This is a genomic window from Candidatus Marsarchaeota archaeon (assembly GCA_023485295.1).
Lineage (GTDB): Archaea > Micrarchaeota > Micrarchaeia > Micrarchaeales > Micrarchaeaceae > Micrarchaeum_A.
The window spans coordinates 1-24,420 of the sequence record JAMCZQ010000008.1; the positions used below are offsets into that span (position 1 = coordinate 1).

The window sequence follows — 24,420 nt, forward strand, 5'->3', positions numbered from 1 at the left end:
CATGAGCTGCGTTCAGTACGTCGCGAGACAGTACGGTAGTATCTACTGGAGGTGTTAGTGCCGGAGGATAAGACCCCTTTAATACGAGAGGAACGAGGGATCGGCGCCACTGGTGTACCGGTTGTGTTCGCATTGCCGGGTAGCTACGCGCCCAATGGATAAGTCCTGAAAGCATCTAAGGACGAAGCCAAACCCGAAACGAGGCACTGGGGCGGTCGCAATAGACGACTTTGATAGGACGGGTGCGTAAGCAGGGAGCTTTCGCGACCTGTGAACATTCCGTTACTAAAGCCCAACTTAGCAAGCTTTTCTCCGATGACGTTCTAATTTTGTTTTTGTAAGGGCCTGCCAGCGCAAGCAATAAAATCCGCGGAGAATGCGCCAAGCAGAAGCGCATACTGCTAAAAGCCGTGGCGAAGCGTATGCGTTCCATTCATGCAGTTACATAGCCAAGGGACGTCGCCTTCCTTACCGACCTGAAATATGAGACGATTCCTATTATGACAACCACTAGTATAACAAGGAAGAAGCCTACGCCAAGGTCATGCAGGTTGTGCACCTTCAACGGCGTTATTACGCCAAAAGTGAGTATTTGCGGAAACGCTATTATTAAAAGCCCTGCGACTACGAATGCAAGGCCACCCCAGTAAAGAACATCGGAGCTTATGCTCCTTGCCACGAAGCTCATCCCTTTTTTCGTCAGGCCCTTAACCTTTGTCATCCATTTGCCGAATACGCCGCCGAATATTATCTGCATTGTCATTGTGCCCAGTCCAAAAAGCGCTCCTGGGACCCAGCCCACCCAGGCATTTGGCATCGCAGGCGACAGCACCGTATATATTATCAGAGCAAACGCACCGAATCCGAATCCGGCTATTATGCCGTGCAAGAACGCCATTTTGCTAGGCACAGCCTTGAGGCCTACGCTCTCATCGTCGGAGGTTATCGGGTTCTTCTTGTGCTCCATTTCAAGCAGCTGTTCCTTGCTGTCCTTGCGGTGTATGTGCAGCGCAACGCCAAGCTTCTCCTCCAGCCAATGCCAGTGCATATAAATGCCCTTGTTCTTTATGTACGCGCCTGCAACAAACATTGCAAGCCCTACGAAGAAATATGTCACCCCGAAAACTATAGAGGTGGTAAATATGGTTGCAAGGGCAAAGTATGCCACTTCAGACAGTAAGGCCCTTTGTATTGTAAACCCGGATGAGAAGATCATGCCGGCTTTCATGCCCTTTCTGCTGCTGTAGCTTCCAACCGCATAAGAGAATGTTATGGGCCACGTATGCTCGTCAGGAGTTATGCCATGCACTAAGCCTAGCAAGTAGGAGAGTATTATTGCGGCATAAAAGCCCACGTTGGTGGGATTGAAAAGGTTTATAGAGAATATGCTAAAACACCTTCAATGGAGTATTATTCTAAACATAAATGTATAAAAGCCTAAGTATTAGCAACAATGTACTTTCATAATAATCCAGCAGAGCACTGCTGCTACTTGAAATCTATGCTGAAGCTGCCCGCAGGCAACTGCTGCATTATGTAGTCCAAATCGTCGTATCCCAGGCGCTTGGCAAGCTCCTTGGCAGCATCGCTCTTCTTTTTCTGTCCTTGGCTTATAATCGCGTATTCCTTTGCGGCCAGCCTATTTGCCGCAAGAGCAGGCGCAACGTGCATTACCCCTTTTTCAATGTATGCCACAAGGCCAAGCTGCGTGTTCCTGTACCATTCTCGCTCTCCGCTCAGCAAAAAGCTTCCAGTGCCGAGCGAGCCCTTGCTAGTCGCTTTGCTGACCTGCTCCCTCCTCATGCAGTAAACGTCTACGCTTTTCTGCATGTTCTCCCATGCGCTTGAATAGCTTGCTGCAAACTGCGCGACTTCAATCCTTGAGTCGTTGCCTGATTTTGTGCCGTCTTTCAGTATAACTACTGAAGCGCCGAATATGTCAGCATGGAAAAAAAGGTCAGCGTCGCCAAAATAATCAGCATTGAGCTTTTCATTCTGATGCGCGTCCCGTCCGCCAATTGCAAGCATGCCCTCTTTAGTGTAAAACCAGTGGAAGCGCTCGTACCATTCGCGCTTGCGCAGCGTCTTTACCCTTGGCTTGCTCTTGACTTCCGACTTCCTGCCCTCTTCATCAAGCATCTTCTGCAGCTCAAGCAGCGCCTTTTTTGCGCCTTCGACCCTACGGGCCTCGCGCTTAGCCTTTGCATAATACTCTTCAGCGTTTTCCTGCGCGCTTTTGGTGAAGTCTATCTTTATCTCCATGCAATCAGATAAGGGAGAGATTGCCTACGATGACGAGCGATATGATGATGCCAAGAACAAGGCCCAGTATGCCCACTATGAGTATGCCTATTATTATCACCTTGGCCGTTTTCTTGAATTCGTCGGTTTTCGGCTTATAGCTTATGCTCATTATATGCCTTGCGTTCTGCCAGAAGCTTTTCAGCCTGCTCTTGAGATTCATGCACAACTCCCAAAGTGTTTTATTATTAAAAGCTTAAATATTAATCAAGCTAAAAATGCAAAGATAAGCAAGATAAATATCTTAAGAATTTATTTATATCTTTGCAATTCTATCAAAAGTGCTTTAATGTACGAGGGCGTAGTTATCCATTTCGGCGAGCTTTGGCTAAAAGGCAGGAACAGGCACGAGTTCGTCAGCACGCTTTATTCAAACATAGTGGAAGCGCTCGGGCCTGGCTTCAGGCTCGTCAAGCTTCGTGACAGGTTCATCCTGGAAGCGGGCTCTGAGGAGGAGCTGGAGCGTGCATGCTCTACGCTGAAAAAGGTGTTCGGCATATCGTGGTTTGCGCCTTTCATAAGCGCCAAGCCTTACAAGCCCAGCATCATAAGCTCAGCACAGGCGCTTTACCATAATGGCGAAAGCGTGAGGATAATAGCGCACAGATCCTACAAGGGCGCGCCATTCACTTCGGCAGAGCTGGTGTCCGAATTTATACACAGCAGCAGCCTAAGCTTCGTGCCCAGCAAAGATGCCAAAAACCTGCTCTTCATAGACGTGCTTAAGGACATTGCAATACTCCACAAGGAGAAGATGGAAGGCGCGCACGGGCTTCCGGTAGGTACTTCAGGAAAGGCCGTAGTGCTGCTTTCCGGAGGCATAGATTCGCCTGCTGCAGCGTATATGGCAATGAAGCGCGGCCTGGATCCTGTGTATGTGCATTTCTACGCGCTGCCGACATCGGAGGACGTAGAGAAATCAAAGATACCTAAGATAATCGAAGCGCTTAAGCCGTACGGCACGCACGCAAAGACATATCTTGTGCCTGCCCATATGCTTCAGATGGCAGCCCTGAAGGTTGGCCAGAAATACGAGGTGCTGCTTTTCAAGAAATTCATGTACTCTGTTGCGGACAGGATTGCCGAAGCAGAGCATGCCAAGGCGCTTGTCACAGGCGAAAGCCTCGGCCAGGTCTCTTCCCAAACAGTTGAAAACCTAATCGCTTCGAGCGCCGGCATCAACAAGCTCATATTCAGGCCGCTTATAGGGCTTGACAAGGAAGAAATAATAAAAATTTCGAAAGCCATAGGCACATACGAGCTCTCTATAATGCCGTATAAGGATGCATGCTCAATGCGCTCCAAGAGCCCGCTCACGCGCATAACTGCGCCGCAGCTGGAAGAGGTCTCAGAAAAGGTGGGCATAAAAGCAATAGTGGATGCTGCCACGCAAGAGATTGAAGCGAGCAATGCACATGCGAGGCAGGCATAGAGGAAGGATGCACACGCAAGCCCATGGGTTATGTTTTTAAATATTCATAAGGCAAATAACAATTAACAAAGGTGCTAAAATGGCAGAAAAGAAACCTGAGAAGATGATTGTAGAGATAGATCCGAATATGGAGTATGCGAGAAGGCTGCATTACAACGAGAAGCATTCCGGATGGGCCATATTCAGGTCGATATACTGGAGCATATACATATTTGTTTTCGGAGTGCTGCTGTACACGCTTGTTCCTGCAGGCATGGGCATAGCGGCATTCTTCGGGATAGCTTTTATGGTACTGGCCATATTCGTGATTGTATACGGCTTCAGCACTTCGCTGCATCTAAAGCTGATGAAAAGATATGCATAAAGGCTTATTTCTGAATTTTTGGGATGGCTTTGCCATCCGTTTATTTCATTGCCGGCAAATGCCGAACACTTTTGTAATCCGTCAAAATCAATATGCTAATATTTATCCGTAAGCAGCAATTAGCAATGCAATACAGGTGCACTAATGAAAAATATTTATGAATCAAAGCGGTACAAGCTGTTTATAATCGTGCCTCTGGCCCTTCTACTGATAAGCCTGTACTTCATACCGCACATACACTATGATTCATCGCTGGCCGGAGGCATAACAGTACAGTTTTCCACCAATGCGAGCGTTACCGCCAGGAACCTCACAACTGCCATAAGCTCGGTATACAAAGGCGCTACTGCGTCTGTATCAAGGGTCGGCGCCATTTCTACAGTGTCTGTTGTCATACCTGAGAATTCAAGCATACTGGGCGCAAACGCGCAGCTGCTGCTTTTATATTCAGACTATGGCAAATACACCAGCGCCCAGCTTGGCATTGCAACTGCAAGCGCAGGTCTAAAGCTGAATTCGTCAAACTCCACGCTTAAGTCCGCCCTGATTTCTGCGGAAGCGAATTCAACAGCTGCAATTTCCAGCATGGACTCGGATTTCCTTTCAGAGTTGGCATATGGAGCGCCATTTGTCAATGCAAGCGTTTACAGGGCAGCATACAATGCAAGCAATCCCTCTTCAATACTTTCGCTTGGCCAGAAACTCTATACAAACGCCTCGGCGGCCTATAAATCAAGCGTAATATCATCCCTTAGGCGCTTTGTGCCTTTTACATCATATTCGTATGAAGAGGTCACGCCTACGCTAGGGGCATTCTTCCTCTCAGACATGGTGAACATAATAATAATTGCATTCGTGCTGATAGCAATAGCCGTATTCGCGGTATTCCGCACCCCGATACCGTCACTAGCAGTGGTATTTGGTGCTGGAAACGACATACTTATAGCATTGGGCGCCATGGGTGCCTTTGGCATACCCCTTGGCGTGGCTTCCGTTGGCGGTCTGCTGATGCTCATAGGCTATTCGATAGATACGGAGATGCTGTCCTCAATAAGGATACTCAAAAGGAGCGAAGACACCCCGACATACAGGGCTTTCGCAACAATGAAGACTGGCGTAACGATGACGCTTGCAGCAATAGTCTCGTTCGCCACGCTCTTCGCTATAGCATATATATTTTTCATACCAACGTATATTGAAATTGCAGGAGTTGTCCTATTTGGGCTCATCGGTGACATATTCACCACATGGTTCGGCAACACTGTAATGATAACATGGTACAAGAACTCTAAGGAGGCGAAGCTGAAGTGAACTTTAGCTATTTGAAGGATAGAAGGATACTTGCGCTCATAATAGTGTTTGTTGCCCTTGCATTGCTTGACGTGCATTATGGATTGCATTTTGGTATCGAGTTTGTTGGAGGCACGCAAATACCTGTAACGCTTGAGCACAGCGTAAACGCTACGGAAATGAGCAGCATAATATCCACAATACAGCAGCGTGTGTCAACCTTCGGCCTGAAGCAGGTGACTGTGGAGGGGATAGGAAGCGATGAGATATATGTGACGCTGCCTTCTGTTTCGCCTGCAGAGATAAACAGCACATCATCTGTGATATCGAGCCAGGGCAGGTTCCTGGGGATTGTCAACGGCCTTCAGGCCCTCAACGGCAGCGACATCCTGCCGGGAAGCATAGGCATAGTACCGCCAACCCTAATAAACAACACTGCCGAATGGACAGTTACATTTTACATTACAGAATCGGCTGCGCAGTCGTTCTCTAAAACAGTTTTTGGGCAGGCAAACAAGCCATTGTACATGTTCATTGACAGGCCAACATCCACAATAATACTTATGAACTACTCGATGCTGGGCAACACAACTGCAGGGGTTACGCCAACAGCCAGCGAAGCTGCAATGAAATCAGCGCTCGCATATTCGAAAGATCCGATACCGTTGATTGTAGTGTACGACAACAATGCCAGCATTTCTTCGGCTATAAGCTTCCTGAACTCTAGCAAAAAGCTCTATTCGCAGGTATTTGCCAGCTACAATCTGCCTAAATCGCTTATAAATGCGGCAACATCAATGAACTATACGGTCAAGCTTGAAAGCAAGGCAAACATGACCCCTACATACATAACATCAGGTCTAGGAAACGTTACTATTAGCACGTGGCCGTTTGTCGGCCTGCTCTCTTCGCCTGTGCTAAACCCGTCCATAACGAATGGCAGTGTAAGCGACAGCTACGAAATATCAGGCACGGCGCCACCTACGCTGCCTTACGCCCAAAAGATCGCATACGCCGATAATATCTCAAAATCCATAGAGAGCATACTAAGCGGCGGAGCTCTGCCCGTAGCGGTTATAGTTGGCACTCCCACACAAATACCTCCGACGCTTGGGAAAAGCTCCCTGGACATAAGCATAGTGGCTTTGATAATAGCAATAATATTCGTGTCTGCATTCATTATGATAAGGTACAGGAGGGTGTTCCTAGTAGGCCCAATACTGATAACCACTTTGCTTGAGCTGTTCATAATAATATCTATAATAGGGCTAGTAGGCACCATAGACCTGTCTGCGTTCGCCGGAATGATTGCAGTTGTCGGCACAGGCGTGGATGCGCAGATAATAATAACCGACGAAATACTCTCCAGCAAGAATCTTTCCGAATCGTCCAAATCTGTGCTTGGGAATGCATTCTACATTGTATGGGCTGACGCACTGTTGCTGATGCTTGCAATGATGCCGCTGTTCTTTTCGACATCTCTTGTGGAAGTCATAGGATTCTCCGAATCAACGATCATAGGAGCTCTCATGGGCGTGCTGGTAACGAGGCCGGCATACGGCTACATAGTTAGCAAGCACTATTCAAAAGGCTGAAAAATATGATAAAATTCTGCCCGACGTGCAATAGGTCAAGCAACGATGCAAAATTCATCGGCGAATTTTGCGAATATTGCACTGCCGAAAAGCTGGAATCGCAGCTTCCAAAAAGCGTAAAGCTGCATCGATGCAAGGTATGTGGCAACATCCACGCAGCACATGGGTTTGTGCACCAGTCGCACGAAAGCCTCGAAGAGGCGATAAACCAGCAGGCGAAGCTGCAGGACTGCACCGCAAAGCTTGTTTCGTTTAACGAATACAAGGGCATAGCCATCATGGACTATGCATGCAGCCTGCAGGACGGCGATGTGGAATTTGAGCACAGCATAAAGGTTGCTTTTACGAAGGAGATGTGCCCAAGCTGCTACAGGAAAAGCTCTGGGTATTACGAAGCGATAATACAGGTGCGCGGAAATAACAGCCGCGTTGCGCAATTTATAGAAAGCTTCACAAAATTCCTTGCCGCACGCGACGCATTCGTAAGCAAAACTGAAGAAGAAGCCAACGGCATGGATTTCTACGTAAGCAGCAAAAGGATCGTCGGAGACTATTTCATGCTGCACAAGAGCATGAAACCGAAGGTATCGTATAAGCTCTACGGTATGAAAAAAGGGAAGAAGCTGTACAGGCACATATACTCTTTAAGGTTTGACCAAGCTGCAAATGCCTAATGCCAAGCTATTCCAATATGCCTTTTTCCGATCGCGAGTCTATCCGCTCCTTCAGCAAGCGCATGACCTCTTCCAGTTTCAGCCCGTTTTTCTGCTTTCCATCCCTGCTTCTGACCGAGACGGTATTGCTCTCTGATTCCTTTGAGCCTACTATCAGCATGTACGGTATCTTTTCCAGCTGTGCGTCGCGAATCTTTTTCTCAAGCGTTTTGTCGGACGCGTCAATGTCCACGCGTATGCCATTTTCCTTGACCTTTTTGCGCACCTCTTCAGCATACCTATTGCTTGCTTCGGATATGGATATTATTCTGACATGATGAGGTGAAAGCCACAGCGGAAGTGCGCCGCCGTAATGCTCCATCATTATTGCAGCAAACCTTTCAATGCTTCCAAGCACCGCCCTGTGTATGATTATGGGATTATGTTCCTTGCCGTCTTCGCCGGTATAAGTAGCGCCAAACCTTATCGGCAGCTGGTAGTCTATCTGTATGGTGGCGCATTGCCATAGCCTGCCCTGCGAATCCTCAATGTCGAAATCTATCTTAGGGCCGTAAAATGCCCCCTCCTTCTCCTTTACGTTATATTTCATGTTGTTTTTTTCCAAGGCACGTCTTATCGCATCGGTTGCACGCTCCCACAGGGCTTCGTCCCCAAGGTGCTCATCAGGCATCGTTGAAAGGTTGGCGTAGAATTTCAGGCCGAATATGCCGTAAACCTTTTTTATCATTTCCAGCAGCAATGAAACTTCGTCCTGCAGCAATTCCTCCTGCACGAATATGTGGCCGTCATCCTGCGTGAGCTCCTGCACCCTGAAAAGGCCGCTCAGAGCGCCGCTTACTTCGCGCCTGTACAGCTTGTCAAATATCGCAGTCCTAAACGGGAGCTCCTTGTAGCTCCATCTCCTGGATTTGTATATGAGTATCGTAGAAGGGCAGTTCATCGGCTTAAGGCCGAGCTGGTCTGCGCCTTCATCAATTAGGAACATGTTCTCCTTGTAGTAACTTATGTGGCCGCTGACATGCCACAGCGCGATATTCGCAAGGACCGGAGTGCTTATCTCATTGTAGTCATAGAGCCTTTCCATCTCGCGCATGAGCTTTACGAGCTCCAGGTATATTACATAGCCGTTGGGATGCCAGTAAACCATGGATGGCGATACTTCCTGGTAGCTGTACAAGTTCATGGCTTCCCCTAAGCTCCTGTGGTCGTTTTTTGGCAGATTGCTCCACTCGCTTTTTTTGACTATTGACAAGTCAACCTTCCTGTGCTTCTGCACCCTGCTTGCGCTTTCGTCTTCTGAAAGCGAATAATGCTTTGACTGCTCGGCCAGCGGATGCCCCTTTATTTTTATGCCCCATCTCTTGTTCCAGCCGAAAGGAGCATAAATGCATGAAAGCCCTGAACTCTCAACCATGCTCCTCATTGTCTTGAAAAGCTTTATGGCATTTTTCGGTTCCTCCAGCGCGTCTCCAAGGTGCGCAAAAGGGTATAGCACTATCTTGTCAAGCTTCTGCTTTTTTGCGAACTCTATGGCATTGCCCATTGCCTTCCTGGCTACATCCTCGTTGTCTCCTTTTTCAACCGTTGTTAGCAGCACAAGCGCGTTTTCTACGTGCACGCTCTTCTCTCCTTCCGCATCATACTCGCTGGCTTCTGGCTCTATCGATTCATAATCCATTGACTCTACGTCAAGCTGCAGAATTCTCATTCATAACACCTTTCAAGCAAAGCATCAGCCAAAATGCAGCCGCAATTTTCAAAATGGGCTCCAATGACAAAAAACCAGTTTTGCAGCTCACGCTAGCGCATATTGAACCTATGCTGTTTGGAAGTTACCATCTTTCACGCGCATCACTGCAATATAGGTTTCGTGCCAATCTTATTTTAAAGCTTTTGTACAGACTAAAATCATGATGGGGCTATGTACACGCACGGCACGAATTTGTTTACCGGGCATGCATTGAATGCCGTAACGTTTACAAGATACGTGCCTGATGCCGTCAGGCTGCCAAGGTAGCCAGTGACATTTACAGGGCTATACGCAGTTACGTAGCTTGGCCCTGCGGTAGTCCGGACAACAAAGACTATCTCATGCCCTATTCCGCCATTGTCCGTGCCAACATAGATGTCTGCAACATCTGGAGGCACCTGAAGCAGGGTAAGCTGCTTGGCCGGATATCCTTGCGCACCAATGATTGCAGAAACGCTAGCAAGCTTGCTTGCCGCCTCCTGTGCTTCGGTAGTCGCAAGTGTAGAAGATGACGTTGCTATCTGCAGAAACGCAAGGACTACTATCGGCAGCAATATTATCAATCCGAACGAAAGGGTTATTAGCAGCTCAAGGCTGGACTGCCCCTTCTTCTGCTTTTTATGCGTTGGCATTCATTCACTTGATTCGTATTCCACATATTCATATTTTTTCTTATCTAGAAGATCCTTTCTCTTTTTTATCTGCTCCTCAAGCTTCTCCAGCACGCTCATGAAGGTCCTGTCAAGGTCGAAGTCCACATGCCTGACATTGAGCGAGCCGAAGCTTCCAAGGCCCGCCCTGGCGTTTATTTCATACTGCTTGCCCTTTATCTTTTTTACCCTTATTGTTATGTAATCGATCTTGACCTTTCTAAACTTTTCTACCTTTTCAAGGAACAGCCTCGCCTGCTCTTTTATCTCGTATTCATATTCGTACGTCGACCTGTCAAGGCCAGCTATTATTATCTTGTTCTCCACATTTTTCTTGCGGGATATAATTGCAGCAAGCACATCCGATATCGTCAATATGCCTACGGGCTTGTCACCCTTGACTACCACTATGGACGATATACGGCTTGTTACGAGCTTTCTTATGGCTTCCCTTACCTCGTCCGAAGCGCCAATAGTTATCGGAGATTTTTCCATGATATTCCTTACTATTATGTTGGACGGGGAATAAAGTTTGCTTTTCATTTCTGGGGCCCTTTCCTTGGTTACTGCATAGTTCGCAGAGATATCATGCTTTGTTATGATTCCTGAAAGCTTGCCATTCTCTATGACTATGAGCCTGCCTATATCCCTGTCGCTCATTACGCTGTTCGCCTGCGCCAGGTTGGCATTTGCGTCTATCCCAAGAACTGGTGTTGTCATTATGTCGCTGCATTTTATCCCGCTTAAAGCGTCTATCGAAAGCAGCACCTTGAGCAGCGTGTACCTGTTCACTATCCCTACTGGCTTGTTTTCTTCAAAGTATGGCAATGCCGTAGCTTTTGAATTGTAAAAATAGAAGACCGCATCGTCTATCGTAGTTGTTGGGAATATTTTCGGCACCCTAACTGCGTAATTCAAAGCAATAGCATTTTTGTTTATGCGCATCCCTTTGCCCCTGCTCAGGCTGCGCATGTCAACCACCCCATAATATGAGCCATCCTTGCTCACGAGCGCGGCATTGTTTTTCTGGACAACTGCCAATACTCTTGTAATTGGGGTATCGGCTTCAAGCATCTCTGTGCGGGAAACCAGCTCTTTAGGTATCCTGTCTATACTGTTTGCCATAAGAACACCATTATAAATCGATAGAATTTAGCATGCAAATATTATTAACCATTAAGAAGAAGCATATTATAAGTTATTTGCAGAATCTATTCGCGTGAATGCATCGCCAGGATGGCAGATAGGCTATGCAGCCGCCTGCAGAGCGGCGAAGGCGGGTTCGAAACCTTATTGGCGAATATCCCGCTCCTGGCTTCCGGCATGCATAAAACGGCAAGCGCATCATTGTATATTATGCATCGACGTTGCATTCATATGTCTATTACAACGCTTGCCCTGTAAGCGTTTTTCAATTTCTTCACTTCCAACGTATAGCCGGAAACCCCTTTTACGTAGATGTTCGAATATTCAACTTTCTGGTCAATGCAGAGTATGGATGCTTCTGCATGCATTTTGCCATCAGAGCGCTTTGCACTGAGGTTTTTGACTTCATAGCCGTAAGCGGCCTTGGCATCGAGCTCTGAAAGCGCATCCTGCAGCACGTACCACAGCAGATCCCTTTCGGTTTCTGCGGAGTCCATAACTCTTACTTCATTCGCCTTAACCGCTCCGCCCTTTACGTCATGCGCTATTTTTGCTATGTCTGCCTGCGTTGCGAACATTGCAAGCATTGAATTCTTCAGCAATTCGCCAAAATTTCTGCCGTAGGAAAAGAACCTGACATCGGCAGTATGCGAAACGAACCTGTATTTCAGCATCAGGGCACCGCTCATCTTGTAATGCATAATGTGCATAACAAAATTATTTAGTATATCCCTGAGAAAGCTTATACGTCCTATGAAGATAAGAGTAACTACTGAAATGTGATGAAGCCCATTTCGGCTGAGGACACATGTGATCAAATGCATGCAAGAAACATTTTGCTCACGCCCAAAAGAATCGGCATCGCAGCGCTACTCGTTGCGCTTTTCATAGCAATGTTCAATGAGCTTTCAGTTACAAGCTTCAGCATAGCCGACAACAACCCCGCAAGCTATGTGATAGTTGTAATGCTGATGATGTTTCTTCTTGTACTGTTCTCAATGAAGGAAGACCTAGCGCCAGGATTCAGCAAAAGAAACTCTGCAATAGCTGCAGGGGTGCTTGTGCTTTACGTGCTGGCATTTTCCTTTCTGAAAGTGTACTTCTCGTTCGAATTCCAAACATTCAGGCTCGATGCGCTCCTTTTTCCAATTGCGCTGACCTCAATAATAATTGCGCTGTTCGGCCCGGCTGGGCTGCGAAAGCTCAAGGTGCTGCTAATATACTCGATCTTTGCATCCCCGATACTGCTTTTGCCCATATTGAACCTGTCGCAGCCATTCACCATGCTAAACGCCCAGGCTGTATTCGGAATATTGAAGCTGCTTGGCGTAAACGTGTTCAGGAATGGCATAGTCATAAGCTCTGCATCTGGAAGCGCTATATCAATAGCATCAACCTGCGCCGACATAGGCGCGTTCGTGGCACTGCTGATGTTCCTAATTCCAGTTGCGTATGTATACAATGGCAGGCTCTCTAGAAAAGCGCTATGGCTGCTGAGCGGCATGCTGCTAATATTCGTATTGAACATATTGCGAATGCTATCTATAGCGCTAGTCTGGGCGTATTACGGCCTTGGCCCTGCTGTTAATGCCGTCCATCTATTCATAGGGCAGATATTATTCGATATCACAATAGTTGTAATGATACTTGCGACAGGCAAATATTCGCTATACATAAGGCAGAATGCGCCTAAACGCGCAATTCATGCAGGGAAGCGCCGCATTAATGCATTGCACTCCAATGTGCATCCGGGCGTGGGCCTTTTGTCTGCAGGGCTCGCAAAAGCCATAGCAGCCGCAATTTTAATAGGCTTGATCGTTTTGGTATTCACAATGCCGCTTCAATCTTATGCATTTGTATCTCCTTTCTATTTCTACAACCAGAGCTCCAATGTTCCAAAAACCGAGCTTCTTGCGCTTTATGTTCCTCTTGCAGGCTCTGCAAGGATGAATGCAAAATCCGTATATGTAAGTGGAAGCGAGGAAATTTTCGGCCTTTACCAAAGCAAGGCGCTCAATGCAACCGCGCATGAGTTCATGCTGATAAATGCGACTGACGGCATTAGCTTGATGCATCCAACGCCAAGGAACGTCAGCATATTGGGCAGCTCTGTATACACGTCAGCATCAGGCACAAGCGTTTATGGCTATTTGGTCAAAGGCGCAAACGCGACGTTCAACGTTGATTACATGTCTATGCCGCTGTATGCCTATGGCAGCTACGTAACGGCAAACGTGGAAATTCTTGAGCTAGTTGAGGGCAATGCAACTTCTTCATGCGGCCCTAAGAACCCAATAAATTCATTCTACTCGGGCATTTACGAAGCCATTTCCGGCAATTACGGGAACAAGGGCATGATATGCAGTGCCATATACGTTGCAAACAGCCAGTAATGAAGGTGCGTGAATGAGATTCGAATACAGCGCTGGGATAATGCTATACAAAAAGTCTTCGCAGAAAGTAAAATTTCTGCTGCTTCTGCGTTCCGATGGCTCCCCAGACATACCAAAAGGGCATATAGAAAAGGGCGAGAATGCCATGGAAGCGGCATTGCGCGAAACATACGAGGAAACAGGCATAAGGGCGACTCCAGACAAGTATTTTTCATTTTCCACATACTATTGGTTCGTAGACGAGGGCGAGAAGGTAAAGAAGTACATAAAAATATTCATTGCAGATGCAGATGGCGCCAGCGTACGCATATCCAAAGAGCATAGCTCTTATATCTGGGCTGATGCAGCAGAAGCCATAGAGATGTACAAATCGCACAAGTTCAACACTTCATACATCGAAGAGGCTGCAGCATATGTAGAAAAGCTTTCCATGCTTTCAGAGCTTAACTCGATATATGCCGAGCTGCCGAACGTTTCGAAGGCGTGGGACCTAAGCAGGAATTTCGTAAAAGGCGAAGGCCCTGCAAATGCAAAGATAATGGTAATCGGCCAGGCACCGGGGAACAACGAGGATAAAAGCGGAAGGCCTTTCGTCGGCAAGGCCGGGCAGCTGCTCGACCAGCTGCTGTCAGATGCAGGCATCAAGCGCCAAGAGGTTTACATAACCAGCGTAGTGCAGTTCATGCCTCCGAAAAACAGGGCACCGACAGGGCGCGAAATAGACATGTGCAAGCCATTCCTGTTTAACCAGATCTCCATAATAAAGCCAAAGCTGCTAGTGCTTCTGGGATCTGTAGCTGCGCAAACCTTATGCGGAGTTAAGGAGGTTATGAAGGAGCACGGTAATATTATAAAAGCCGCGGAAATGTCGTATTTCATAACGCTGCACCCTGCCGCTGCTGTAAGGATCCGCAAGAACCTGCCAATAATAAAAGGCGATTTCAAAAAGCTAGGCGCCTATGTAAAGAGCGAGATAGATTCAAAGCCATAAAAGCTGCCAGCACCTTAAAAAAAGGGTTGGAGCCTGCTGTAGGAAAGCAGGCTCCACTTACTGTGGGGGTGAAACAATTAGTATGTTAGTCGCCTTGCCAGCATCATATTTGTAATAAACTTTGTGACCAAGTTGGAACCTGTCTATAAGCCCCATCCTGTATAACTTATTCAGCCTTGCGCAAGCCGCATTCCTGCCTTTGTAGCCCATGCCGCGCATAACGTCATCAGCGCAGGCCATGCTGTGCGGTGCAAGCTGCAGGAATTGTATTATCCTGGCATCTATGCCAGATACTGCGAGCTGCCGTACCATCTTATCCTGCGATTTCTGCTCCTGGTTCTGCTCCTCCTCATCCACGAGGGGCTCGTTTAGCTCGTTTTCTATCCTGTCTATCTTTTGCATCATTGAGCTCAGCAGCATCGTTGTCCTTTTGTTTTCGTCAATCATATACTTGAGCAGCGAAAACATCTGGGAACCAGTGTCCGCATGCTCCTGCTCGCCTGTGGCGTGCTTTTCCAAACTCCCTTTTTCGCTGGCCTTTGTGGCAGCCAGCTCACTAAGCTGCCTCTTTATGGAAAGAAGCTCGTTCTCCAATTCCTTTTTAGAGCGCATTGGAATCACAGCCGAATCATAATATTTGCACCAATTCATGAACCTTCTGCACATGCATCAAGAGCTTTTCATATTTGATGCATGCAACAATCATGAATCAATCACAAATATTGTGAAATATAAACATATTTAAAGCTTTTCCAAATCAGAAATAAATCCGGCATTACTGGAAGTGAAGCCTAGCGCCTTCTCCTCTGCCTTCCAATATTGCGCGTGCTGCCCATTTTCCAGCTGGTCTGCTTCTTCGGCTTTTCCGGCGATTCGTTTGCCTTTTTTATGCCTGCCTCAAGATCCGACATGAGCTTGTCCGCTATAAACTTTTTGGAATAATAATCGGCCTTCAATGCCATTGCTATCTTTGCGGCATACATTCTTGCGATCTTTCCCCGTATATCGTGCCTTGCATTGCTTATCGCTGGCAGCTTGAATATCGATCCGTATTTCGGAGGCTTGCTCCCGAATTTAATGTGCTTGAACAGCGCCTTTTCTGCACCAAGAAGCTGGATTGTGCTCGATGGGAAGGTAGCCAGCCTTTCCATGGAGCCAGCCTTGGCAAGAAGCTCCGCAGCAATCTTCTCGTCTGTCAAGTATGTGGTATTTGGCATGATCCTGCCTGCCGAGGCCTTCATATAGCCCTCAAGGGCCTTGAGCGTCTGCTCTGCCTGCTTATAAAGTTTTGCGTACTCGAGAATGGTATCCTTCTCCTCGGCAGTCATGCGCCTGCCTATGCTTGAAGCGGCCTTGGCAGCTATAGACTCAGCTTTATTCCTGTCCTCAAAAATACCCTGCAGCGCTCCTGCGCCGATATCCCTTTCGGTATTGAGCACCATCACAAGGTCTGCGAGAGACTTCTGCTGCTGCAGCGGCAATTCGGGGAAATAAAGGCTGTACCATTCTGCAAGCCTCTCATAAAGCGTATTGTATACCTTCAATGTTTCGTTGTATGCGTTTATCGCCTGCATGAGCGCGTACTCCTCGCTCTCGTAATCCTTGCTTATGCGCTCTTTTGTCTTTTTTATGAGGCTTTTCCTAAGCTCTTCAAAATCATCCTCCAATTAAAACACCTGAACACAAGAAATAAATTCTGCATTACGTAACTCTTATAAAATCCAGATTATAAATCTTTTCGTTCAATAACTAAATAAAGCTACCTGAGATGCGAACTGCATCGCATGCGGTGTTTTTGAAATGGACAGAGTTTCTTTTGAGGAATTTGAGAACCTTGTAGTGAGGCGCGGCATCATAATACCATCATTCCAGCCGTACGGGGAGCTGGCAGGCTTTTATGATTATGGGCCAATCGGCATGCGCATACGCAACAGGATAGAGCATCTGTGGAGGCGCATTTTTATAGATGGCATGGGCAACCTGGAGATAAGCACTACACTAATAGCTCCGGAGCAGGTGTTTAATGCGAGCGGCCATCTAAAGAATTTTACCGACCCGATAGTGGTGTGCACAAAATGCCATACGCCATACAGGGCCGACAAGCTTATCGAGGAATTTTATGCTTCCAAGAACGAGCTTGCGCCTAAGCAGTCCAGGCCAGAGGCCCTTGACGAAATCATATCAAAGAACAAAATAAGATGCCCTAAATGCGGCGGAGAGCTTTCCAAAGTGGAGCAGTTCAACCTGATGATGGCTACAAAAGTAGGGCCATACAATGCAGTGCAGGGCTATCTAAGGCCTGAAACGGCGCAGGGCATATTCCTTGACTTTAAGCAGATATTCCGCGATGGCGGCTACAAGCTACCCATAGGCGTAGGCCAGGTCGGCAAGGCCTTCAGGAACGAGATATCGCCAAGGCGCATGCTTATACGAATGCGCGAATTCAACCAGATGGAGCTGGAGTACTTTTTTGACCCTGAAGAGAAGGACTTTGAGATAAACTTCAGGGGCGTGGACAATCGTGTTCTAGACGAGGAAATAAACATCCTTACAAAGGAGATGCAGGAGTCCGGCTCAAAAGAAGCCTACAAGCGCATGAGCATAAGGCAGTGCATTGACAAGGGCTTCATACCAAACAGGCTCTTTGCATTCCTGGTTCACGAGGAAAAAAAGTTCATGGAAGCCTTGGGCTTTGATGATAAGAGCTTCAGGTTCAGGGACCTTGTAAAAGACGAGCTGCCCCATTATTCAAGGGCCAACTTTGACCTAGAGGTGGAATTCTTCGGCTCTTACGAGGAAGTATGCGGTACTGCGTATAGGACTGATTTTGACCTTTCAAACCACGCCAAGTTTTCCGGGGAAGACATGAGCATAATAAGCAACAATAAAAAGCTCGTGCCGCATGTTGTGGAGGTAAGTTTTGGCCTTGACAGGCTATTCTGGACGCTTTCTGGGCACAGGCTTTTCAAAGACGAGAAGCGCAGCTGGTACGTGCTGGCGTTGAATGAGGCCACTGCGCCGTACGACTATGCGCTATTTCCGCTGCAAAAAGATGAAGAGATAATAAAGAAAGCAGCAAGGATACAGGAGCACCTGCTCTCCAAAGGCCTTACGGTATTCTTTGGAAGCAGTGGCAGCATAGGCAAAAGGTATGCAAAAGCCGACGAGGTAGGAATAGTGCGCGCAATAACCGTGGATTTTGACACGCTAAAGGACGATACGGTTACAATCAGGGATTCGATAGATGCAAAGCAAAGGCGCCTGGACTACAAGTTAATAAAGTAATGCTGGTCCGCATGCAATCGCAAAATCGTATAGGTCCTGTGAAATGCTTCAGCCTAAAGCATACGTTCGAAAGCGCCCAGCCCCTGACGTTCTATGCCGATTTCGACAGCGCTGCACATACTCTAATATATTCTGACAAAGGCATCCCTATAACCGTGAGGCAGGATTCCTCGGACATGCAAACAAACCTTATCGTAGATTCGATAGAGCCAACGCACGCTGTGAAAGAAGTAAGCGCGCGCTTTAGGCTTAATGACAATATGGATGCCATATACAAAAAGATAAATACTGACAGGCACATGGAAGCATCTATAAATGCATATCGCGGCATGCGCCTGACTCTAAACGACCCATGGGAAACTACCCTGTGCTTTATCATATCCCAGTTCAACAACGTAAAGCGCATAAGGCTCATAACGCGCAATATCATACATAAATTCGGGGAGCAAAAAGAATACCAAAAGTTCGGGAAAGTCTTTTCTTTTCCAACAAGCGAAAGGCTTATGCATGCTTCGGAAGCAGAGCTAATGGGTTGTGGCACTGGCTTCAGGGCAAAATACATAATAGCTGCCGCTTCATACTGCACAGAAAACTTGGATCTGAACAAGCTGCGCGGCAAAAGCTACGACAAAATAAAGTCCGAGCTGCTTGAAATAGCCGGCGTAGGCGATAAAGTTGCTGATTGCATAGCCCTAATGGGCTATGGCAGCCTGCGCGCTTTTCCTATAGATACATGGATACAGCGCACTATGGAAAAGCTGTATTTCAACGGCATGAAAACAAGCCCTGCAAAGATACACGAGTTTGCTGATGATTATTGGGGCAGGTGCGCAGGCTATGCGCAGCAATACCTATTCCATAATGCGAGGAGTTCAAGGCCGAAGGCAAGGATTGCGCCCAAGGCAGCCGCGCAGACTTAATATGCTAGTCAGGAGCATTTGCAATACCAATCATTTTAAATATATAAAAAGAGAAAAACCAATATCCTAAACCTAAGGTGCTTTCTTGGCAGTTAAAAAATTCATGTCACTTGCAGCAACCGCCCTAAGTAGCAATGTTTCTGAGCTTAAGAAGCCCTACAAGCTCAATTTTTCAATAACCTACTGGTGCCAGTCAAGGTGCCTTACGTGCAACATATGGCAGATAAGGCCAAAGGGCGAGCTCACCATAGAAGAAATCCGTTCTTTTGCCAGAAAGAACACGAGCTTCAAATGGATAGAGCTGACTGGCGGGGAGCCATTCCTGCGCAGTGACATAGTTGAGATAGCCAGCGCGTTCGCGGAAAACTCAAAGGATCTGTACGTGCTTACGATGCCTACCAATTCACTGTGCGGCAGGCAGATGGTCCTGGACAAGCTGAGAAAGATACTGGATCTTGGCATACCAAAGGTTTCGATAACAGTAAGCCTTGACGGCTATAAAGAACTGCACGACAAGATACGCGGAATTCCTGGAAACTATGAAAAGGCCATAAGCATGTTCAAAGACCTTATGGAGCTGAAGAAGCAGTATAAGAACCTATATTTCGTCTTTGGCTATACGATGAGCGCTTTCAACCAGGGCCAGCTCATGAAAACGATAGAAGAGGTAAGGAAAGACATACCAGAGGTAAAATACAAGGATTTCCACCTGAACCTGGGCCAGATATCATCTAATTATTACGGCAATACCGGAGCAAATATAACTGCATCGCGCGAAGTGATCGCTGCGGAAATCGCAGAATTCATCAGGCGCAGGGAATTTGAGTTCGGCGCAATCCCGCAGATAGAACGCGTTTTTCTCAACAAGCTGCTTTACTACACTAGGACCGGCGACATGCCGATGCGCAGCCGCAGCCTAGAAGCATCGCTTTTTCTAGACAGCTACGGCAACGTATATCCGTCTATAATGTGGGACAAGAGAATAGGCAACATAAAGGAGCACGACTACAGTCTTGACGCCCTTTGGGACAGCGAGATAGCAAAGCAGACGCGGCACGAGATAAGGCAGGGCATGGAGCCAAAGCAGTGGACTGCATGCGAAGCCTACCAGTCCATAACTGGCAATCTGCTTAGCTTTATACGCTAGCCTTGCTTGCATAAGCGCAGCACAAGCCATAGAAGTGGCTGCTTCACTAGCTTATCTTAAATCTTCTGAAAACCGCAACCTTTACAAAATCGTTGATAAACAGCGCGGCAACTGCAAGCCCTATTATTGTCAGGATCTCGATCCCGCTGAGCTTTGGAACGAAAATGCCGAAATAGGAAAGCACGAGCCCCACGCCTATTCCAAGTGCCAGCGCCAGCATCAGTGGCTTGCTGGGCCTCGACTTCCAGAAGAAGCCCTTAGCCCGCATATTCAATACGCTAAATTCGTTTGTTATATTGAACATTACGAACGTTGCCGTCTGGAAAGCTGGGATGCCAAGGTCGAACAGACCGCCCTTGAATATTGGTATAAGGGCCATAGTCTCAAGCACAAGGAAAATGCCTATTATTGCTGAAGAGTACATCAATGACCTCACATTCCAGATATCCGGGTTTTTGGAATATTCGGCATTGTCTGTAGATATCGTTATGTTTATGATGTCGTTTGTGAATATCAATATTATGAGCATGAATGGCAGTATTGTTATGAAGCGGAACGCAAGATACATTATTGCTATGAAGCCTATTATCTGGAATGTCTTCAATATTTTTACTGTAGAATAGGTTATCATTCTCTGGAATATGCGCCTGCTTTCTTTTACCGCGTCGACGAATACTTCAATGCCGTCCTTAGTAAGCACAAGCGCAGCCGCGCTCTTTGCAACATCTGTAGCGCTTGCTACTGCAATCCCGACTTCGGACTGCTTGAGCGCTGGCGCATCGTTGACGCCGTCGCCAGTCATGCCTACGATGAAGCCGTCCTTTTGCAAGCTTTTGACTATGGTGTACTTGTCTTCAGGATATACGTCAGCAAATCCGTCAGCGCTTATTATCCTTTTCTGGAGTTGCTTTTCATTCTTCCTGCCTGCGGTTATGTCGAATATCCTGCTCCCCATCCCGACCTCCTTGGCTATCTGCTCTGCCACCTTTATGTTGTCGCCGGTAAGCATTTTTGTCCTGACGCCAAGGCCATGTATTTCTTCTATAAGCTCTTTCGCGTCGCTACGCGGGCTGTCATACAACGCTATGAGCCCGCAAAGCTTCCAAGACTTGTTATTTGTGCTCTTCGCAACCGCTATGGTCCTAAATCCATCAGCAGCAAACTCCTCCACAATGCGCCTTACATTTCCTGCGTCTTTCCTTTTCACTGTGCACATCTTTATGACGGTATGCACTGCGCCCTTTGTTACGTAATAGTGCAGCTTTCCCTGGATTATGGTTGCTTCGCTCCTCTTCGTTGACGGGTCGAAAGGATAAAACTTCTCTTGCTTATGCGACGATATCTCATTTATCTTAGCGTAATCTATTATTGCGTTGTCTATCGGGTCGTTGTCCTCCTTTCTAGAGGCTTCAAGCGCGTATTCTATTACTTCCTCGGCGGTGCAGCCAAAAGGCCTTACAATCCTAACTATTATCTCGTTCTTTGTTATCGTGCCGGTTTTGTCAAGGCACAGAACATTCATGTTCGAGGTATCCTCTATGGCTTCAAGCTTTGTGACAAGTATGCCCCTGCTTGCAAGCCTTTCAGTACCAAGGGCCATCGAAACAGTGAAAGCAGCAGAAAGCGCCACAGGCACCGAAGCAATAAGCAATACAAGCAGAAACTTTATTATTATGAGCAAAGGCTGGTGAAGTACCAGAAGCCCGAAGGCAAGCATAACCACCAATATTATGCCGTCCCCCAGAAGCAGGTATTTGACCATGCCCATTATTGCATTTTGCAAATGTGATTTAACCCTGGCGCTTTGAACAAGCTTTGCGGTTTTTCCATATACTGTATTGTAAGCTGTGCCTATGACCAGGCAAACGGCCTCGCCTTTTTTTGCTATGGAGCCCTGCCTTATAACGCTGTTTTCAAGCTTCTGCTGTGGCAGCGACTCCCCAGTTATTACAGATTCGTCTACCTGAAGGGATTCGGATTCTATAACGATGCAGTCTGCAGGTATTATATCCCCGAGCCTTACCTTTATCACGTCACCAGGCACAAGCAACCGCGCTGGGATTACTGTCCACTCCTTTTCGCGCAAAACCCTGGCAGAGCCGGCAAGCCTTTTTTTCAAGGCGTCTACTGACATGTCTGCCCTGTATTCCTCTATAAATCCTACAAAAGAATTGAATACGAGCAACGCAAGTATTATGTAGAAGTCTTTCATGTCGTGCAGGACATAGGACAGTATTATAACGGCTATAAGTATAAGCTGGACCGGCCCGTAGAACTTTTTTAGGAAAATAAGAAAATAGTTGGGCTTTTTTTCTACTATCTCGTTGTAGCCGTATCCCTGCAGCCTTCTCTCAGCTTCCCTGTTGCTTAGCCCGTTCCTGCTGGATTCTAGTTTTTTGAACGCGCCATCAATGCCGAGGTTCTCTATGGCCTGCGATTCTATTTCCTTCATCAGGCTAACTTTGCGAATAAAGGATTAATTAACTTTTGAATCTGGGCTTCTGCTTGAGCCGAATATCCTAACCGCGCTGTGCCTTGGCACATGTATGTGCTTGCGCCATTCAGTGTATTCGCCCCTTGGTGCGTTCCTCAGTATGTAATAAATGCAACCAACAAGCGCGATTGCCCCTACGAATTCAAGACTTTGAATGTTGAGGTATGCAACAAGCACTATTATTGTCGCTATGCCTGCGGTTGACACGAATGGCAGGTATCTTTTCTCCTGCTGCTTAGCCTTTTTAAGGCTGAAGTAGAACTTTACAGCAGCTATGTCTATAATCATGTAAGCGGTAAGCACCGCGGCATTCGACGCATCTACTATAGTGCCAAACGAGACAAGCAGCAGGAATATTATCGCAAGCACGGAAGATAGCACTATCGCGTTTATGGGGGTTGAAAACCTGTCTATGTAAGACAGCCTTGAAGGCAGCTCGTTGTCCCTTCCCATGGCGAAGAAAACCCGCGAAGTTCCCAATATGCCTGTTAATATCACTCCGGCAGTCGCAGTTATGCCGCCTACCGCAATCACAAGCTCCAGAATGCCATTATGCAGCGTATGTATTGCCGTAGAAAGCGGAGCACTGGAATGCGCCAGCGTTGAAAACGGGACAAGGCCTATCGCAACAACGGCAACTGCTATGTAAATCAAAGTCGATATTATTATGGATATGATTATTGCTTTAGGTATTGTGCTTTCTGGATTATCCACCTCGTCGCTTATTGTTGTAACTCTTGAGAATCCTGTAAATGCGAAGAATATTATTGCCGCGCCTGCAAGCAGGCCGTTTAGGCCGTCAGGAAGGGCTACTGCAGAGTAAGAAGCATGGTAATGGGCAATTCCAAATGCGGAAAATATTAGCAGCACTGCTACGTTTATTATTACGAATATCGTTATGGTCTTTGCGGAATTTTTTATCCCGAGGACGTTTATTACTGCAAAAGCGGCTATGGCTGCTATGGCAAAGTAAACGTCGTCCACATGAATGTTTAAAAGAACGTTTATGTAACTGCCCATGCTTAGCGACACTGCCGCTATCGCTATTATATTTCCAAATGTCCAGAGCCATCCACCTATGAAGCCCGCAAAAGGCCTCCAAGAGTCTTTTGCGTATTCGTATACGCCGCCCTCCTTTGCCACATGCCTGGCTATCTCGGCGAAGCTCAAACCCGTAAATATTGCAATCATCGCAGAAAGTATTATCGATACCCAGATTGCCGGGCCGGCCTTGCCTATTGCAATGCCTATTATTACGAATATGCCTGCTCCTATTATCGCCCCAAGGTTTATCATCACCGCTTGCAGTAATGTTACGGACCTTGACAGCGTATTCATCGTCATAACCCCTGTTTAGAACATGTTGCACTAGCCTATCCTGCTGCCTGGCGGCGCATCCGGATATATGCTTAATAGTTTGACTCCTCCGCTTGTGATGGCGCCAAGCACAAGCACCTCAGAAATGAAATTTGCAACCTGCTTTGGAGGAAAGTTTGCAACGGCAACCACCTTTCTGCCTATCAAATCCTCCTTCCTGTAGTTCGTTATCTGTGCGGAAGAGCGCTTGATCCCTATCCCTTCACCAAAATCTATCGTAAGCTTATAAGCCGGCTTCTTGGCTTCAGGAAAATCTTCAACTTTGATTATGATCCCTACGCGCATGTCCACCTTTTCAAAGTCCTTGTATTCTATAATTAAATCACCATTAAGCGATCGGCATGCATCTTGTGCATGCAAAGAATTTAGAACTTAGTAAAACTTCGTGCAGAAGGCTAAAGCCGTATGCCGCGGTCTCAGAAAAACAAAGAAGCATTACTTAACAACAAGCCCCTAAGTGGCTACGCTGCCGAGGCTTGCGCTTGGCATTACGCCGTTTGGCGGGTATGCGCGCATGTAAAACCACATAACATTTATTGGGTTTGCTTGCACATTTGCGCCATTGTAATAGCCAGCAGATATGCCGACATAACCAGAATTTGCTCCCTCAC

22 protein-coding genes, 1 tRNA gene and 1 rRNA gene are annotated in these 24,420 nt (G+C 47.0%); 12 read left to right on the forward strand and 12 right to left on the reverse strand.

The window, feature by feature from the left end; translation table 11 throughout:
- Positions 1-308, forward strand: a 23S ribosomal RNA gene (locus M1125_04620); the annotation flags it as partial.
- Positions 309-433: 125 nt separating this feature from the next.
- Here the strand turns inward: M1125_04620 and M1125_04625 are convergent.
- The 3 genes from M1125_04625 to M1125_04635 form a co-directional block, all read right to left on the reverse strand.
- Positions 434-1,354: a hypothetical protein gene (locus M1125_04625; GenBank protein ID MCL5405083.1), complete on the reverse strand. Its 921-nt coding sequence runs from the start codon at positions 1,352-1,354 to the stop codon at positions 434-436.
- Between the two features lie 134 nt (positions 1,355-1,488).
- Positions 1,489-2,262 (reverse strand): NFACT RNA binding domain-containing protein, encoded by a 774-nt coding sequence (locus M1125_04630; GenBank protein MCL5405084.1) that lies wholly within the window; start codon positions 2,260-2,262, stop codon positions 1,489-1,491.
- Between the two features lie 4 nt (positions 2,263-2,266).
- Complete coding sequence (locus M1125_04635) at positions 2,267-2,464, reverse strand: protein translocase SEC61 complex subunit gamma (GenBank protein MCL5405085.1); 198 nt, start codon at positions 2,462-2,464, stop codon at positions 2,267-2,269.
- Between the two features lie 126 nt (positions 2,465-2,590).
- Here M1125_04635 and thiI point away from each other — a divergent pair, with 126 nt between their 5' ends.
- The 5 genes from thiI (at position 2,591) to M1125_04660 (ending at position 7,656) form a co-directional block, all read left to right on the forward strand.
- Positions 2,591-3,733, forward strand: a complete 1,143-nt coding sequence (gene thiI, locus M1125_04640) for a tRNA 4-thiouridine(8) synthase ThiI (protein ID MCL5405086.1) — start codon at positions 2,591-2,593, stop codon at positions 3,731-3,733.
- Between the two features lie 79 nt (positions 3,734-3,812).
- Complete coding sequence (locus M1125_04645; GenBank protein MCL5405087.1) at positions 3,813-4,097, forward strand: hypothetical protein; 285 nt, start codon at positions 3,813-3,815, stop codon at positions 4,095-4,097.
- Positions 4,098-4,241: 144 nt separating this feature from the next.
- Positions 4,242-5,408, forward strand: a complete 1,167-nt coding sequence (locus M1125_04650; GenBank protein MCL5405088.1) for a hypothetical protein — start codon at positions 4,242-4,244, stop codon at positions 5,406-5,408.
- The gene (locus M1125_04655) at positions 5,405-6,982 is read left to right on the forward strand and encodes a hypothetical protein (GenBank protein MCL5405089.1); all 1,578 of its coding nucleotides are present in this window, start codon (positions 5,405-5,407) and stop codon (positions 6,980-6,982) included. The genes M1125_04650 and M1125_04655 overlap by 4 nt, the downstream gene beginning before the upstream one ends.
- 5 nt (positions 6,983-6,987) lie before the next feature.
- The gene (locus M1125_04660; protein MCL5405090.1) at positions 6,988-7,656 is read left to right on the forward strand and encodes a 60S ribosomal export protein NMD3; all 669 of its coding nucleotides are present in this window, start codon (positions 6,988-6,990) and stop codon (positions 7,654-7,656) included.
- 7 nt (positions 7,657-7,663) lie between these two features.
- Here M1125_04660 and thrS read toward each other — a convergent pair whose 3' ends face one another.
- The 3 genes from thrS to M1125_04675 all read right to left on the reverse strand — a co-directional run bounded on the left by thrS (position 7,664) and on the right by M1125_04675 (position 11,181).
- The gene (thrS, locus tag M1125_04665; GenBank protein ID MCL5405091.1) at positions 7,664-9,364 is read right to left on the reverse strand and encodes a threonine--tRNA ligase; all 1,701 of its coding nucleotides are present in this window, start codon (positions 9,362-9,364) and stop codon (positions 7,664-7,666) included.
- A gap of 200 nt (positions 9,365-9,564) precedes the next feature.
- The gene (locus tag M1125_04670; protein ID MCL5405092.1) at positions 9,565-10,038 is read right to left on the reverse strand and encodes a hypothetical protein; all 474 of its coding nucleotides are present in this window, start codon (positions 10,036-10,038) and stop codon (positions 9,565-9,567) included.
- On the reverse strand, positions 10,039-11,181 hold the full coding sequence (locus M1125_04675) for a CBS domain-containing protein (protein ID MCL5405093.1): 1,143 nt from the start codon (positions 11,179-11,181) through the stop codon (positions 10,039-10,041).
- A 105-nt stretch (positions 11,182-11,286) separates the two neighbouring features.
- Between M1125_04675 and M1125_04680 the strand changes: the two genes are divergently transcribed.
- A tRNA-Cys gene (locus tag M1125_04680) sits at positions 11,287-11,373 on the forward strand.
- Positions 11,374-11,429: 56 nt separating this feature from the next.
- On the opposite strand, the gene M1125_04685 is transcribed toward M1125_04680, so the two are convergent.
- Positions 11,430-11,903, reverse strand: a complete 474-nt coding sequence (locus tag M1125_04685) for an archease (GenBank protein ID MCL5405094.1) — start codon at positions 11,901-11,903, stop codon at positions 11,430-11,432.
- Positions 11,904-12,020: 117 nt separating this feature from the next.
- On the opposite strand from M1125_04685, the gene M1125_04690 reads away from it, so the two are divergent.
- Positions 12,021-13,595 (forward strand): exosortase/archaeosortase family protein, encoded by a 1,575-nt coding sequence (locus M1125_04690; GenBank protein MCL5405095.1) that lies wholly within the window; start codon positions 12,021-12,023, stop codon positions 13,593-13,595.
- A gap of 13 nt (positions 13,596-13,608) precedes the next feature.
- On the forward strand, positions 13,609-14,586 hold the full coding sequence (locus M1125_04695) for an NUDIX domain-containing protein (GenBank protein MCL5405096.1): 978 nt from the start codon (positions 13,609-13,611) through the stop codon (positions 14,584-14,586).
- Between the two features lie 57 nt (positions 14,587-14,643).
- Here the strand turns inward: M1125_04695 and M1125_04700 are convergent, their stop codons facing one another.
- The gene (locus M1125_04700; GenBank protein ID MCL5405097.1) at positions 14,644-15,198 is read right to left on the reverse strand and encodes a hypothetical protein; all 555 of its coding nucleotides are present in this window, start codon (positions 15,196-15,198) and stop codon (positions 14,644-14,646) included.
- Positions 15,199-15,377: 179 nt separating this feature from the next.
- Positions 15,378-16,253, reverse strand: coding sequence for an NOP58 family protein (locus M1125_04705; protein ID MCL5405098.1), 876 nt, complete (start codon positions 16,251-16,253; stop codon positions 15,378-15,380).
- Positions 16,254-16,386: 133 nt separating this feature from the next.
- Here M1125_04705 and M1125_04710 point away from each other — a divergent pair, with 133 nt between their 5' ends.
- The 3 genes from M1125_04710 (at position 16,387) to M1125_04720 (ending at position 19,938) form a co-directional block, all read left to right on the forward strand.
- Entirely contained in the window at positions 16,387-17,871 is a 1,485-nt protein-coding gene (locus M1125_04710) for a glycine--tRNA ligase (protein ID MCL5405099.1), read from the forward strand.
- Between the two features lie 11 nt (positions 17,872-17,882).
- Positions 17,883-18,791, forward strand: coding sequence for a hypothetical protein (locus M1125_04715; GenBank protein MCL5405100.1), 909 nt, complete (start codon positions 17,883-17,885; stop codon positions 18,789-18,791).
- 85 nt (positions 18,792-18,876) lie between these two features.
- Entirely contained in the window at positions 18,877-19,938 is a 1,062-nt protein-coding gene (locus M1125_04720; GenBank protein MCL5405101.1) for a radical SAM protein, read from the forward strand.
- Between the two features lie 46 nt (positions 19,939-19,984).
- Here M1125_04720 and M1125_04725 read toward each other — a convergent pair whose 3' ends face one another.
- Genes M1125_04725 through M1125_04735 form a run of 3 tightly spaced genes read right to left on the reverse strand, consistent with a single transcriptional unit; the run spans position 19,985 to position 24,127 of the window.
- Complete coding sequence (locus M1125_04725; protein MCL5405102.1) at positions 19,985-22,390, reverse strand: plasma-membrane proton-efflux P-type ATPase; 2,406 nt, start codon at positions 22,388-22,390, stop codon at positions 19,985-19,987.
- A 24-nt stretch (positions 22,391-22,414) separates the two neighbouring features.
- Entirely contained in the window at positions 22,415-23,776 is a 1,362-nt protein-coding gene (locus M1125_04730; protein ID MCL5405103.1) for an amino acid permease, read from the reverse strand.
- Between the two features lie 24 nt (positions 23,777-23,800).
- A complete protein-coding gene (locus M1125_04735) occupies positions 23,801-24,127 on the reverse strand; it encodes a tRNA-binding protein (protein MCL5405104.1) in 327 nt (108 codons plus the stop codon).
- Between the last annotated feature and the right edge of the window lie 293 nt (positions 24,128-24,420).